The sequence below is a fragment of the Variovorax sp. FW301-JW7 genome (assembly GCF_058788795.1).
This window is the reverse complement of record NZ_JBYTBC010000011.1, coordinates 26,741-42,096: the sequence shown is the minus strand read 5'-3', so window position 1 is coordinate 42,096 and position 15,356 is coordinate 26,741. Positions and strand designations below refer to the sequence as shown.

The window sequence follows — 15,356 nt, the reverse complement described above, 5'->3', positions numbered from 1 at the left end:
CGTTGGCCACCGGGGTTGGGTGGTGACCCTGTCTCGATGTCGCGGCTTCCCATGGTCGTCGTGCGCAGCCACTGTGAAGCTTTCGTGACTTTGCCGAGGTGCAGTGCGTCCCCGCCGTTGATCTGCAAGGACTTTCCGGGCCGAGGCCGCAGCGACACGCGCGCGCCCACAACGAGGCCAAAAATATTCTTCTGGAATTCGACGTTTCCGTCCCGTCAAGAAACTGACGGCTCCTGTCGCGTTGGCTTTCGATCGCCATTGCAGGGGCTTCTTGAACGGGGCTGGCCTGCGCGACGCGCGCTGCCCCTTCGGCACAGGCTTTACTTCGGCGGGAACGAGACATGACCATCAGTGGGTGCAACGAAAAGAATCGACCGGCGCGCGCGGCGCAGCAGGTTTTCAGGAGGGCGCCCCTCGCGCGGGCCATCGCGGTGGCGCTGGCCGCCGGTGGGGTTCTCGGCAGCGCGCACGCCCAGCGGGCGTTCAGTCCGGCGTGGTTCGCCGACAAGGGCGCGGCGCAGGCGGGCGCGATCGCCACGGGCAAGCTGCCGAACGGCGCGCCGGCGTCCAGCCTGATCCACCCGACGCAGCCGTCGTCGGCGGCGAGCCAGCAGCTGCAGACGTCCATCACCAACCTGAACCTGGCCGCGCGCGCGATCGCCGCGCAGCAGGCACAGCAGACACAGAAGCGGGCCGAGGCGCTGGCCAGCGGCGACTCCGCGCCGGACGGTCTTACCGACGGCGGCCTGAAGGTCGACACGAATTCGCTGACCGCCGGCTGGCTCAACGCCAGGGACCCCGTCCAGTCCGCAGCCAACGGCAGGACCACGGTCACCATCGAGCAGACCGCCGACAAGGCCATCCTGAACTGGGAGACCTTCAACGTCGGCAAGCACACGACGGTGAAGTTCGACCAGCGTGCCGGCACCCACGCCAAGACCGGTGCCAACGAGTGGATCGCGCTCAACCGCATCAACGACCCCAGCGGCCGACCCAGCCAGATCGCCGGCCGCATCGAGGCCGAGGGCAGCGTCTACCTCATCAATCGCAACGGCATCCTGTTCACCGGCAGCAGCCAGGTCAACGTGCGCAACCTGGTCGCCTCCAGCCTCAAGCTCAGCGACGAACAGTTCAAGGCCGGTCTCAACACGCGCCTGGGCGCGAAATCGGGTGACCCCGGTTACTGGAGCGGCCTCGAAGTGGGCGTCGGCATTCCCACCTTCGGCGAGAACTCCAGGCAGATGCCGGCCGATTCGAACGTGCAGTTCGCCGACATGGGCCCGGCCTTCGATCCGGGCAAGCCGCCGGGCGACGTCAAGGTGGCGGCCGGTGCGCAGATCACGGGGCAGGGCGGCCACGTGCTGATGTTCGCGCCCAAGGTCAGCAACGCGGGCAGCATCCGCACGCCGAGCGGCCAGACGCTGCTGGGCGCCGGCGAAAACGTGTGGCTGGAAGCCAAGGAAATCAGCCCCACCGTGCGCGGCTTCGATGCCGTCACCTCGTCGGTGCGGCCCTGGCTCTTTCCGGCCAAGTTCCTGATCAATCCGCAGACAGCGCCCGCCTTCCAGCCTTATCTCATCGGGCGCATCGTGTCCGACATCCTGCCGCTGATGGAACAGCGCGCGGCCCAGGTCGGCTACAGCGTGCACAACACCGGCATCGTCCAGGCCGATCACGGCGACATCACCATGGTGTCGCGCGAGATCAATCAAGGCGGCATCCTGCAGGCCAGCACCGCACTGAACAACCGCACGGGCTCCATCCGCCTGCGCGCCTGGGGCCAGGGCGTGCACAACATCGACATCAATCTGGCGGCCGACGTCCCGCGCCTGACGGCCTGGTCGGGCGGCACGCTGACCCTGGGGCCGGACAGCATCACCCAGGTCGTCAACGACTGGCAGGACACCACTCGGATCGAAAGCGGCTCGCTGGCCAACCGCTACCAGCCCGGGCGCATCGAGCTCTACGGCAAGACGATCGACGTGCAGACCCGTGCCCAGGTCACCGCCGCTGCAGGCCACATCGACATCCAGGCCCAGGCCAACCCGGCGGCCCTGCAGCGCAACACCCAGGTGGGTGACGGCAGCCGCATCCTCATCGGTGAACACGCCACCGTGAGCACCGCGGGTCTGATGCAGATGCCGGTGGACATGGCCAGCAACTTCGTCGAGGCCGAACTGCGCATCAACGAACTGCGCGACTCCCACCTGCAGGCGAACACCTGGCTGTACGGCCGGAAGGTCATCGTGGATCGCCGCCGGTCGGGCAGCTTCAAGGGGCTGATGGCGGGCGTCGAATGGGTCACCGACGAGTCCGGCAAGGCGCTCAAGGGCGTCTGGGTCGGCACCCCGCTGGCGGACGTGACGGGCTGGGTGGGCAACGGCCTGGTGGGCTTGTCGGAGCTGGCGGCGCGAGGCGGCGACATCACCATCCAGTCCAACGGCTCGGTGATCACGCGGCCGGGCTCCATCCTGGATGTGTCGGGCGGCTCGGTGCGCTACAGCGACGGCTGGAACACGGAAACCCTGCTGCGCGGCGCGGACGGGCGCACCTACACGATGTCGTCCGCGCCGGCGGACATGACCTACACGGGCATCGCGGGCCAGTACCTGCAGGCGCATGCGCGCTGGGGCGTCACGCAGACCTATGTCAATCCGATGCTGTCGGGGCGGCGCTGGGAGCCGGGCTACGAAGAAGGCCGCAATGCCGGTTCGATCGACATCCGTGCCGGCAGCGCCTTCATCCTGGAGGGTGAGTTCAGGGGCTCGGTGCAGCCCGGCGACCGGGTGCAGGAAGTGGCCGAGCTGCCTCGGGCCGGCCGCCTCACGGTGGGTTCCAACCGCGCGCAAGAGGGCATGTGGACCCTGGGCCAGGTCGTCATCAGCGACAAGCCCGCGTTGCTGCCGGCGGGTTTCAGCATCGACAGCCCGCTGGGCAAGGACGCCTTCCTGACCGAGCCCGAAGGGCAAGCCCCCGGCGCCGGCGCGGGCGTGGGCCGCACCACCTGGCTGTCCGCCGCGGGGCTGAGCCATTCGGGCCTGGCCGCCATCGAGTTGAACCTCAATACCGGCTTCGTGCTGGAAGACAGCGCGGTGGTGACTCTGCAGCCGGGGGCGCGCTTCACGGCCGCGGTCTACGACGGCCAGGGCATCCCCGGCAACTTCGACATCCAGGGCAAGCTCATCGCCCCGGGCGGCACCATTGCCCTGAGCGCCGGCGGCAAGGCGGACAGCGTGCTGCGCCTGGGCGCGAACAGCCTGCTGAGCGTCGCGGGCCAGTGGGTCAACGACACCGGCCAAGGCGTCACGCTGGGCCGCGCCATCCACGGCGGCTCGATTGCACTGGGCACCCCGATGAAGGAGGGCCTGGGCACGGTGTACGGCAACGTGGAGGTGGCCGCCGGTGCGGCACTGGACGTGTCCGGCGGCGGCTGGCTGTCCGGTGTCACGGCGGGCGGCAAGGCAGGCAAGGTGAAGGCGGGCAACGGCGGGGCCATCAGCCTCACGGCCTTCGACAACACGGCGCTCGAGACGCTGGACCTGCGCGGCTGGGCGGGGGGCGATGCGTCCCGGCTCACGCTCACGGCGATCGGCGACGTGCAGGTGGGCGGCGCCGCGCCCGCGGCCGACACAACGGGCGACAAGGCATCGGGCGCAGCCAAACCGCTGCACCTGCCGCAGACCCTGTACGCCGAGCGCGGCTTCGGCACGATCGGCATCCGTTCGCTCGGCGGGGACGTCGTGGTCGCGGAAGGCGCACAGGTGCACATCCAGCCCACGAGCTGGGACATGCCCGCCGCGGTATCGACGCTGCGCACGCTGCCCAGCGGCAGCGCCTTGGGCGATGTGCTGGCCCCCAAGGCACTGGACGAACTGAGCGAACAGCGCCGCGCCGCGCGCGCGCCCGGCGGCCTGTCGCTGGCGACCGGCGCGACCGGTGGCGGCATCCGCATCGACGCGAACGCCAGCATCCAGACAGAAACCGGCGGCACGATCTCGTTGGACGCGGACGGGTCCGGGCAGGCTTCCGTGCGGGTGGCAGGCCGCCTTCAGGCGCCGGCCGGGACGTTGAACATCCGCGCCAAGAAAACCCTGACGCTGGCCGACGGGGCCGAGCTGCTGCTGCCCGGCGTGGCGCAGATCTTCCACGACCCGGCCATGCGCCTGCCCCTGGGCAAGGTGCTGCCGGGCGGCACGGTCACGCTGAACGCCGGCACGCTGGATGCGCAGGCGGGTGCGCTGATCGACGTGTCGGGTGCGCGGGGCACGGTGGCGTATTGGGACCGCGGCACGGGTGCGCTCGGCGCCCTGCGGCGCGTGGACCAGGAACTGGGCAGCAATGGCGGCGCGGTCGTGATGGAGGCCGCCGCCGGCGGTGCCATGAACGCCAGGCTGCGCGCCCACGGCGGCAACGCCCAGGCGGCGGGCGGCTCGTTGTCCATCACGGACACGAGCGCGGCCGGGAGTGCGTCCGGGGACCTGGTGGCGCCGGACATCGGCTCCTTCCTCTACTACAAGAGCCCCACCGGCACGTACACCTTCAACGGAGAAAAGTACGCGCGGATCATCGGCACCAGCGGCAACCTCGACGTGCGCGACGAGTACGCCGGCGACGTCAAGATGAGCAGCGCCATGCGCACCGCGATCAACACCACGCTGCCGACGTCGGTGTCCAGCAGCAAGGGGCTCGTCCTCGACGCGGGCGCGGCGCTGGCCGCGGGACCGGGCGCCGACAGGGCGCCGTGGGAGCACGACGCGAGCATCGACAGGCGGGTGGTCGAACTGCTCAACAAGTACTTCTGGAGCGGCACCGGAACGGCGCTGAGCCACAAGATCCACATCGGCAACATCGCCACCTCGGACGGCACCCTGCACGTGTCGGCGAAGGCGCTGCAGGACACGGGCTTCTCGGCGGTCGACCTGCGTTCCACGCAAGTGGGCGTGCAGCTGGCCGGCGGTGTCGACCTGAGCGTCGCCGGCCGCCTGGGCATCACCGCCCCGGTCATCCAGAGCGACGGGCTGGGCGGCGTGGTGCGCCTGCACGCCCACCATCTGCAACTGAACCCGCTGACAGGCGCGGTGGGCGCGGTCGGCGCCCCGGCCCGCAATGCGGGCGAACTGATCCTGTCGGCCACCCAGGCCATCGACATCGCAGGCAGGGGTGCGAAGGGCGAGTCTGCGTCGCCCGTCGACGTCAAGCTGCGCGGCTTCGAACGCACGGTGCTGGACACCGGCGACCTGCGCTTCGTCGCGGGCGCCTACAGCGAAGGCGGCATCGACTACGACGACCCGCAGCTGCGGGCCACGCTGGACGTGGGGGGCGCGCTGGAGATCAAGGCCGCGCAGGTCTACCCGGCCACCGCGGTCACGGCGCGAATCAACTCGGACCGGTCCATCACCGTGCGCGGCAACGGGAGCGCCGCGGCGCCTCTGTCGGCCGGCGGCAGCCTGACGCTGAACGCGCCCGTCATCGAGCAGGACGGCGTGCTGCGCGCGCCCTTCGGGCAGATCGCGCTGAATGCCAGTGAGCGCCTGACGCTGGGCACGAACAGCCTGACCTCGGTGTCCGGCGCGGGCCTGGACGTGCTCTACGGCAGCCTGCGCAACGCCGAGTACTGGCTGGACCCGGCCAACCCGCAGGGCCGCAACCGTGCCAATGCCGGCGATGCCAGTTCCCTGGACGAAAACCGCTACCTCTCGTCCCTGCCGGAAAAGCGCGTGCTCCTGCAAGCGCCGGATGTGGCCATGGCCGCGGGCGCGGTGGTGGACATCGCGGGCGGGGGCGACCTGCATGCGTGGGAGCACGTGCCCGGCTCGGGCGGTTCGCACGACGTGCTGACGCTGCCCGGCATGTACGCCGTGCTGCCGGGCTACCAGGGCCTGTCGCCCGTGGCGGGCGGTGCGGCGGGCCAGAAGGTCTGGCTGGCCGGCGGCGGCCTGGGGGCCGGCTGGTACACGCTGCTGCCGGCGCGCTATGCGCTGCTGCCCGGCGCCTTCGCGGTGCAGAGCACGGGCCAGGCCTTGCCGGCGTGGGCCGCGTCCCGTGGCGAGGTGGTGAGCCTGCGTGACGGTTCGACGATCGTGGCCGGGCGGGAACAGAACACGATCAGTGGCGCGCGCGATGCCACGGCCTCGGGCTGGCGCGTGCTGCCCGCCAGCCTGGTGCGCAAGGTCAGCGAATACAACGAAGCGCGGGGCAACGCCTTCTTCTCGTCGGATGCGTTCAAGCTGACGCAATACCGCCTCACGGGGCAGGACGTCGTGACCCCGCGCCTGGCGCGCGATGGCGGCGCCGTGGTGTTCAAGGCCGACCGCGCGCTGACGCTGGACGGCGAACTGCGCGCGCAACCCGATGCGGGCGGGCGCGGCAGCCTGGTGGACATTGCCGCCGCCAAGATCGCCATCTTCGGCGCGGGGCAGGACAGCAGCGACCTGCGCGCCGACGGTTACCTGGTCGTGGATGCCGGCAGCCTGACGCGCTTCGGCGCGGGCAGCCTGCTGGTGGGCGGCACGCGCACGGGCAACGTGCGGGGCCTGCAGGTGGACGTGGCCGCCAGCGACGTGGTGCTGCGCAACACGGCAGGCACCGCGTTGAGCGGCCCGGAAGTGATCCTGGCCGCGGCGAATGCGGTGTCGATCGAGTCGGGCAGCGTGCTGCGTGCGGACGGCCGGGCGTCGGGCGACGAGGCGAACCTGGTGCTCAAGCCGCAGGTGGCGGCCGTGTGGAGCGACAACAACACGCCCAACGACACCAGCGACGACCACATCGTCACGCCTTCCAGAGACTGGGGTGCGCTGGTGCGCGTGAGCAGCGGCCAGGCCGTGCGGGCGCTGCGCGAGAACGTGGACACCACCGTCGGCGGCCAGGTGCGCATCGGCGCCGGTGCACTGCTGCAGGGCGGCGAGGCGCTGCTGCTCGACGCCACCAACAACACCGAGATGGCCGCCGGCGCGCAGCTGTCGGGCAAGGCCTTGTCGGTGGCCGCGAGCCGCATCGGCATCGGCGGTGGCAGCGGCGGCCTGGTGCTGGACACCGACGCCCTGGCGCAGTTGTCGCGCGCGCAGTCATTGACGCTGCACAGCTACGGCAGCCTGGACTTCTATCGCTCGCTCGACATGCGCGGCCTGGCGCAGGTGGTGTTCGACGCCGCAGCCTTGCGGGGCCATGGCGCCGATGCCGTGCAGGTGCAGGCCTCCCACCTGACGCTGCAGAACACGGGCGCGTCGCTGAGCAGTGCGGGCACGGGCGGTGGTCGTCTGGAACTGTCGGCTGGCGAGCTGGTGCTGGGCGCGGGCGACAAGACGATGTCCGGCTTCGACCAGGTGCTGCTGTCGGCCAGCCGGCGCATCGCCGGCGAAGGCACCGGGAGCCTGGACGCCGGGACGGCGGCGCTGACGCTGCGCACGCCGGTGCTGCAAGGGGTGTCCGGCGCCGACCAGACCGTGCGAACGCAGGGCCAACTGGTGTTGCAGCAGGACGCGCAACTGGATGCGCAAGAGATGGCATCACTGGGCCGCGCCAGCCTGGGCGCGCGCCTGAGCCTGTCGGGCCAGGGCGTGACCGTGGCGCTGCCGGTGCTCGCGCTGGGCGGCAGCATTGCGGTCGATGCCGGCACGGGCAACCTCACGGTTGCAGACTCGGGCCGCCTGCACGCGGGCGGCCTGGAAAAAGTCTTCTTCGACGCGGCCCAGTACGTGGACGCGGGCCAGATCAGCCTGGCGACCCGGGGCGGCCTGATCGACCTGGCCCCGGGCAGCCTGCTGGACCTGTCCGCCCATCCGCGCGGTGGCGACGCCGGCCGCCTGACCGTGGACGCATCGGCCGGCGGACGGGTCCACTTCGGTGGCACCCTGCAAGCGCAGGCCGGTGCCGGCGGCAATGGCGGCAACTTCGCGCTGGCCATCGATCGGCTGGACGATTTCGGCGCGCTGGCGCGAACGCTCAACGATGCGGGCTTCAGCCGCTCGCGGCAGTTCCGCGTCCGCCAGGGCGACCTCACGATCGCGGGCACCACGCGGGTGGCCGACTTCGAAGTCATCACCGACCGCGGCGTGATTGCTGTCGACGGCACGGCGCGCGTCGAGGCCCACGCGGCCTACGGCGGCAGCATCCGCCTGGTCGGCGGGGCAGGGCTGACGATGCAGCCTGGCGCGGTGCTGGCGGCCCATGCCACCGACGCCGTCGATGGCCTGGGCAGCAGCCGCATCGACCTGGAAGCGGTCGACGGCCAGCTGCACCTGGCCGGTGGCACGCTGGACCTGAGCGGCGGCGAAGGCGGCAAGCTGCGGCTGCGGGCGCAGCGCACCGCAGGCAACGACGGCCTGAACGTCACGGCGCTGAACGCCGCCGTGCAGGGCGCGCGCTCCGCGGTGCTCGAAGGCGTGCGCCGCCATGCCAGCACGGACGGCACGGTGGAATCCGTGGCCCCGCAGGCGATCGCCGAGGCCAATGCCTTTGCAGGCCACAGCGGCATCCTGGCAAGGCTGGGCGGCAACGCCGCCGCCTACACCTTGGCGGCGGGCATCGAGATCACCAGCCCGGGCGACCTGACGCTCGGCCGCGACTGGAATCTGTTCGACAGCTTCGGTGCGGCGCACCGCGAAGGCACGCTCACGCTGCGCGCCGGCGGCAACCTGAACATCGACGGCCATCTGAGCGACGGCTTCGACGTGGCGGGCCGCGACAACGGCGCGGGCCGGGCGGCGCGGCTGCAGCAGGCGGCCTCGTGGAACCTGCGCCTGGTGGCGGGCGCGGACCTGGGGTCGGTCGATGCACTGGCCACGCGGCCATCGGGCGCGCTTGCAGCCGACACCGGCACGATCCGCGTGGGCACGGCCGGCACCGAGTCGGGCGCCGGCAAGCTGGTGCGCACCGGCAGCGGCGACCTGACGGTGCGCGCCGGGCGCGACCTGGTGCTCGCCCACAAGGAGTCCGCGCTGTACACGGCGGGCCGGGCCGAGGCCGATCCCACCCTGGGTGGCGGCTTCGACACCGCCAGCGTCGATGCCCAGTACGGCACCGCAGGCGGCCACCTGGACGTCGCGGTCCAGGGCAGCGTGCGCGCGCCGACCCAGCAGGGCGTGCGGTCGGACCAGATCCTGACCGAATGGCTGTTCCGCCAGGGACGCTACGGCGGCGAGTTCAGCAGCCCCACCGGCTACTACGACCCCTACAACATGGGCGACACCTGGGCGCCGGTCATGTCGGCGCGGGGCCAGCAACCGAGCTGGTGGGTGAACCACGCCAGCTTCCAGCAGGGCCTGGGCGCGCTGGGCGGCGGCAACGTGAAGCTGTCGGCGGGCGGTGACCTGGTGAACCTGGTGGTGGCCTTGCCCAGCACCATGCGCGTGACGGGCGGGCGTTCCGCCGGCGATGCCGCGGCCTCCATCGTGACGCGCAACGGCGGGCAGCTGCAGGTGAGCGCAGGCGGCGCCTTGAAGGCCGGCCAGTACTACGTGGGCCGCGGCGCGGGCGAGATCGACGCAGGCACCAGCGCCGCCGGCTATGTCATGACCGGCACAGTGAGCAACGGGTCCGGCGCCACCTATGCCTACGACATCGCGCCCGTGCTGGCGCTGTCGGACGCCACGCTCAAGCTGCAGACGCTGGGCGACCTGGTCCTGCAGACCGTGATCGACCCCATGCAGATACGCCGTGCCTACGTCGACCAGGTCGACAAGGACACCAGTGGCGGGGCCAGCCATGCGATGTTCATGAGCAGCCATACCGAGCGCAGCGCCGTCACGCTGGTGTCCACCGGCGGCAACGTGCGCCTGGAAAACCAGTCGGAATACGTGGCGGGCAACGAGACGGGCAACACCACCAAGCTGGTGAATGGCATGACGGACACCAAGCTCCAGACGGACATGGTGGGCCTGTACCCGGCCAAGCTGAGCGTGTCGGCCCTGAGCGGAAGCATCGACGTCGCGGGCCTGCTGCCGATGGCGCCGGCGAACACCACCGACCTCTCCTTGCTGGCCGCGAAAGACCTGCGCTTCCTGCGCGGCAGCAGCCTGCTGAACACGGGGGCCATCGTGATGACCCAGACCACGCTGGACAAGTGGCCCTCGATCTTCCGGCCATGGACAGGTCTCACGACCGTGCTGGGCGGTGCGTCGGCGTTCGGAGCGCCGCTGAAGTCGGTCTATGGCGGCTTCTCGGTGACGAACCCCTTCCTGACGAACAGCGCCAATGGGGGGGCGGAGCTGTTCGACAACCCGGACACGCTGCCGATGCAGGCGCACGACTTCGCGCCCAGCCGCCTCTATGCGGCCACCGGTTCCATCAGCGACCTGAACCTGATCGCGTCGGAATCGGTGCGCGTGCAGGCCGGCACCGACATCCGCAACTTCGAGTTGAGCGCGCGCAACCTGCGCGCCACCGACAGCACGGTGCTGGCGGCGGGCAACGACATCCTGGCTGTCGCCAACCGGTTCCTGTCGCATCCCTATGCGGGAGCCAGCGGAGGCGCGGCGTCGTACTACTACGACAGGGGCAGCCGCACCGCGCTGCAAGGGCCGGGGGAGTTGCTGCTGCTGGCCGGGCGCGACATCCAGGGCAACAACTTTTCGCTGTACACCAATGGCAACCGCTATTGGGACTACGTGTCGGCCACGCCGCGCGGCGAGGAAACGAACATCATCAAGGCCCTGCCCGCCGAGGGCGCCGACATCACCCTGATGGCCGGCATGAACAAGGCCGCCCGCTACGACGCCTTCGAGTCGGCCTACCTGAACCCGGCCAACGTGGCCGCCATGCCGCAGTACCTGAAGACCACCCTGGCCGACGGGACGGTGGCGCCGCTGTACCTCACCGACGGCGTGGACCACCGCGGCGACCTGCCCAAGCTCACGCGCCGGGGCCTGGTGTCCTTCGTGGAAGGCGTGCTCGGTGCCGACAAGGTCGCCGGCCTGGCCGCCAACGCGGACGGCAAGCTGAGCCCGCAACAGGCGTGGGAGCAATACCGGCAACTGCCGCCGCTGGTGCGCGAGCAGTTCCTGCGCCAGGTCTTTGTCTACGAACTGCGCGAAGGAGGGCGCGACCAGAACGGCGGCGATGGGCAGAACGGCCCGATCAACGGCGGCTACCGTCGCGGCTCCGCGGCCATCGACACGCTGTTCCGCGGTGCGACGGCCGAAGGCCAGCCCGTTCGCTACGCCGCGGACCTGCCGGACAACTGGCGCAGCAGCTGGTCCGGCGTGGGCAGCATCGCCGCGACCCGGATGGCGGCGCGCACCCACCAGGGCGGCGACATCAACGTCTTCACCCCCGGCGGCGGCCTGCAGGTGGCGGGGCTGGGCGCGGTGGTGCCGGACGGATACGGCCTGGTGACGCTGGCCTCGCCGGGGCAGGTCAATGTGTTCACCGACCGGGACATCATCGTGAACCGTTCGCGCATCCTGTCCTTCGTCTCGCAGGCCGAACCGCTGGGCAGCGACCAGGTGTTGTGGTCCAGCCAGGGCGACATCGACGCCGGCCGCGGCGCCAAGACCGTGCGCATCCCGCAGGCGCCGGAAGTCACGTCGGACGTGGACGGCAACATCACCGTGCAGGAAAAGCGCGACATGAGCGGCGCCGGCATCGGCACCGTGGGCGAAGGCGACGTGGACCTGGTCGCACCGAGGGGCACCATCGATGCGGGCGATGCCGGCATCCGGGTCGCGAGCAACCTCAACATTGCCGCGCTGCAGGTGCGCAACGCCGACAACATCCAGGTCAAGGGCGAAACGACCGGGCTGCCGGTGGTGGCCGCGGTGAACATCGGGGCACTGACCACCGCCAGCGCCGCGGCGTCGGCGGCGGCCATGGCGGCGCAGGAGTCCCTGCGCCAGGAGCGGGCCGCGGCACGGCAGAACCTGCCCTCGGTCTTCACGGTGCGGGTGCTGGGCTTCGGCAACGACAGCCTGTCGCCGGGCGGTGCGGGTGCATCGTCGCCGTCACGTCCCGGCGCGCAAGCGGGCGCTGCGCCTCGGTACGACCCTGCCAATCCGGTGCAGGTCTTTGGGCACGGCAACCAGTTCGACGCGTCGGTGATGTCGTTGCTGACCGACGCCGAGAAGAGCAGGCTGCGCCATGCCGGCAAGTAAGACGATGTCCGCGGCTGAGTTCGATCCCGGTCCTTGTTTTCAAGGGCCATTCGCGGGTCACGGCGAGCCCACCGGCGTCGTGCTGCGGGCGTTCCTGACAGCGAACTACACGTACCTGCATCGCCGGTTGGCCCGCGATCTCGGCTGTTCCGACCAGGCCAGCGAGTGCCTGCACGACGCCTGGCTGCGCCTGGGCGAGATGACGGCATCGGAGCCCGTGCGCAGTCCCGGGGCCTATGTCTATCGAACGGCGCGCAACCTGGCGATGGATCGCCTGCGCAGCGACCGGTCCTGGCAGTACGTGGGCGAATGGGATACGGCACTCGATCTCCTGGCCGATCACGCGCCCGGCCCCGATGCCATCGCCGAGGCGCGTTCGGCCGTGGAGGCCGTCGAGCAGGCGATGCAGCGGCTTTCGCATCGGCATCGTTCGGTGCTCGTGGCGCTGCAGATCGAGGAGATGACCCGCCAGGACGTGGCAGACCGGCATTGCATCTCTCTGCGCAGAGTGGACACGGCACTTCGCCAGGCCCTGGACTACTGCGCGCATGCGTCCGGTCACACCGTGCGGGCGGAGGGCGCTGCGCCCCGGCGCGGTCTGTCCCGGCGATGGCAGGAGAAAGTCGTCGCCCCGCTGCGCGCCAGCGCGCCGCGCGCGCAGACGTGAGGCGCTACCAGTCCTCTTTCACCGCCAGCACCACATCGCGCCCCGCCGCGGCGCGCCCGGCCATCCACGCCGTGAACGTGCCGGCCGCCACCACGGCCGCGCACAGCGCCAGCAGCCGCACCCAGGGCACCAGCAGGTCCATGCTCCAGTGGAAGCTCTGCGGGTTCACCACCTTCACCAGCACCACCGACACGGCCAGCCCGAGCAGCAGCCCGGCCACCGCGCCGATGGCGGTCCAGGCCGCGCCTTCGCCGGCCACCACGGCCAGCACCTGCCGCCGCGTGAAGCCCAGGTGCGCGAGCAGGCCGAACTCCTTGCGCCGCGCCAGCACCTGCGCGCTGAAGCTGGCCGCGATGCCGAACAGGCCGATGGCGATGGCCACGGCCTGCAGCCAGTAGGTGACGGCAAAGCTGCGGTCGAAGATGCGCAGCGAGGTGGCGCGGATCTGGCCGACTGAGGCAAGTTCGACTGCGCCGTCGCGTGATGCGCGCGAGGCGAGGGCGCGAACGGCCGCCTGCACTTCCGTTTCGGACGCACCGGGCGCGAGCCACAGCGCGACGTCGCTCACGTCGTGCTCGCCGGTGATGCGTTCGAAGTCGCGCGCGTCCATCGCGATCGCGCCGAACTGCCGCGCGTAGTCGCGCCACACGCCGGCCACGAAGAACACCTGCGGCGTCGCCGTGCGCATCGCATCGGACAGCGGCGCGAACGCGCTGCCCGGCTTTGCGCCGTACAGCTCGACCATCGGCTCGCTCACGTAGATGCCGGTCTGGCCGGGCGGCACCGGCAGCGCCTCGCCCACCAGCGGCAGGCCGCGCACCACGCCGCCTTCGAGGCTGCGCGCGATCAGCGTCACGGCGGGCTGCGCGGGGTCGAGCTGCAGCGACTGCGTGCGCAGCGTGCCGGTGCGCGCCACGCCGGGCAGCTGCGCCAGCGCCTGCACGAAGGCCGGCGCGAAGGTCGCGGTGTCGGTGCTGCTCGTGCCGCCGCTGTTGCCGCTGCCGCGCCCGCCCGAGGTGGCACGCACGTACAGGTCGGCCGGCAGCACCACGTCGAGCCAGTGCGTGACCGATTCGCGAAAGCTCGCGACCATCACCGTGAGCGCCACCGCCAGACTCAGGCTTGCGACCACGCCGCTCACCGCCACGGCCGCCGTGCCGCGCATGCGCCGCGCGCGCTCGACGGCGAGCATCGGCAGCACGCGCCGTGCAAACGCCGGCGCCACGCGGTCGTACAGCAGCGCGATCAGCCAGGGCAGGGCGGTGATGCCGCCCACCAGCAGGCAGGCCACCGACAGGTACGCCGCCACCGGAATGCCGCCGATGGCCGGCAGGTTGGCCAGCGCCGCGCCCGCGCCGATGAGCCCGAGCGCGAGCCAGTGGTGGCGGCCCTGCGCGGGCGCCGCGCCCAGGCCCTTGAGCGTCTGCGCCTCGGGCAGCGCCTGCGCGGCGCGCGCGGGCCACCAGCCGCCCACCAGCGCGGCCACCACGCCGAGCCCGCCGTACAGCAGCGCGGCGCCACTGCTCCAGTGCAGCCGGGGCGCCACGCCTTCGAAGTAGCCGCCGCCCAGGTCGCCGCCCAGCACGCGCAACGCGAAGGCCGCGAGCGCGGTGCCGAGCGCCAGGCCGGCGGCGCTGCCGATCAACCCGAGCACCAGCGATTCGGCCAGCACCAGCCGCAGCCGTTCGCGTGGCGTGAGGCCCAGCACACCGAGCAGCGCGAACTGCTGCGCGCGCTTGGCCACGCTGAGCGCGAGCACCGAGAACACCAGGAACGCGCCCGTGAACAGCGCCACCAGCGCCAGCACCGTGAGGTTGACGCGATAGGCGCGCGACAGGTTGCTCACGCGCTCGGCCGCATCGCCCGGCTCGGCGAACTTCAGGCCCGCGGGCCAATCGGGCGACTTCTCGAGCGCGGCCACGAAGGCCGCGCGGTCGGTGCCCGGCGCGAGCCGCAGGTCGATGCGGCTCAACTGGCCGAGCGGGCCGAACAGCTCCTGCGCGACCGCGATGTCCATCACCGCCAGCGCCGCGCCGCCGGCCGTCACGTGGCCCGACACCGCAAGGCGCTGCCACGCGGCGCCGCTGCGCAGCTGCAGGCTTTCACCGGTCGCAGGCTGCAATGACAGCTGCAGCGCCTGGCGTGCCGCCGCGTTGAGGAACACATGGCCGGGCGCGAACAGCGCGAAGCGGTCGGCACCGGCGACCGACTGCGGCATCAGCGCGGGCGCGATGGTGGGCAGCGCGAGCGCATCGACGCCAATCACGCGCAGCGGCACCTGGCGCCCGTCGCCGCTCAGCGCAAGGCCCTGGAACTCGAGCACCGGGCTCGCCAGCGCCACTTCGGGCCGGCGCGCGAGCCGGCCGAACACGGCCTCGTCGAAGCTGCCCTGCGCGGCGCGCAGCTCGAGGTCGGGCTGGCCGTTCACCGAGCGCACCGCGCTGGAGAACTCGTCGAGCGCCGAGGCGTTGATGAGCTGTACCGAAAACGCCAGCGCCACGCCCAGCATCACGGCCAGCACGGCCGCCGCGTTGCGCCAGGGGTGGTGGCGCAGTTCCTGCCAGGAGAAGGTCGAAAGCAATGCACGCATGGGGTCATTGTGG

3 protein-coding genes are annotated in these 15,356 nt (G+C 71.4%); 2 read left to right on the top strand and 1 reads right to left on the bottom strand.

The window, feature by feature from the left end; all coding sequences use genetic code 11:
• Positions 1-341: 341 nt before the first annotated feature.
• Together AC3WQM_RS25720 and AC3WQM_RS25715 are read left to right on the top strand one after the other, a co-directional pair.
• Entirely contained in the window at positions 342-12,086 is an 11,745-nt protein-coding gene (locus AC3WQM_RS25720) for a filamentous hemagglutinin family protein (protein WP_492682701.1), read from the top strand.
• Positions 12,073-12,753 (top strand): RNA polymerase sigma factor, encoded by a 681-nt coding sequence (locus tag AC3WQM_RS25715; protein ID WP_492682699.1) that lies wholly within the window; start codon positions 12,073-12,075, stop codon positions 12,751-12,753. The genes AC3WQM_RS25720 and AC3WQM_RS25715 overlap by 14 nt, the downstream gene beginning before the upstream one ends.
• A gap of 4 nt (positions 12,754-12,757) precedes the next feature.
• Here the strand turns inward: AC3WQM_RS25715 and AC3WQM_RS25710 are convergent, their stop codons facing one another.
• Entirely contained in the window at positions 12,758-15,343 is a 2,586-nt protein-coding gene (locus AC3WQM_RS25710; protein ID WP_492682697.1) for an FtsX-like permease family protein, read from the bottom strand.
• Between the last annotated feature and the right edge of the window lie 13 nt (positions 15,344-15,356).

Coding starts and splice junctions, on each gene's coding strand:
- AC3WQM_RS25720 (WP_492682701.1), top strand. CDS start 342: ATGACCATCAGTGGGTGCAACGAAAAGAATCGACCGGCGCGCGCGGCG.
- AC3WQM_RS25715 (WP_492682699.1), top strand. CDS start 12,073: ATGCCGGCAAGTAAGACGATGTCCGCGGCTGAGTTCGATCCCGGTCCT.
- AC3WQM_RS25710 (WP_492682697.1), bottom strand. CDS start 15,343: ATGCGTGCATTGCTTTCGACCTTCTCCTGGCAGGAACTGCGCCACCAC.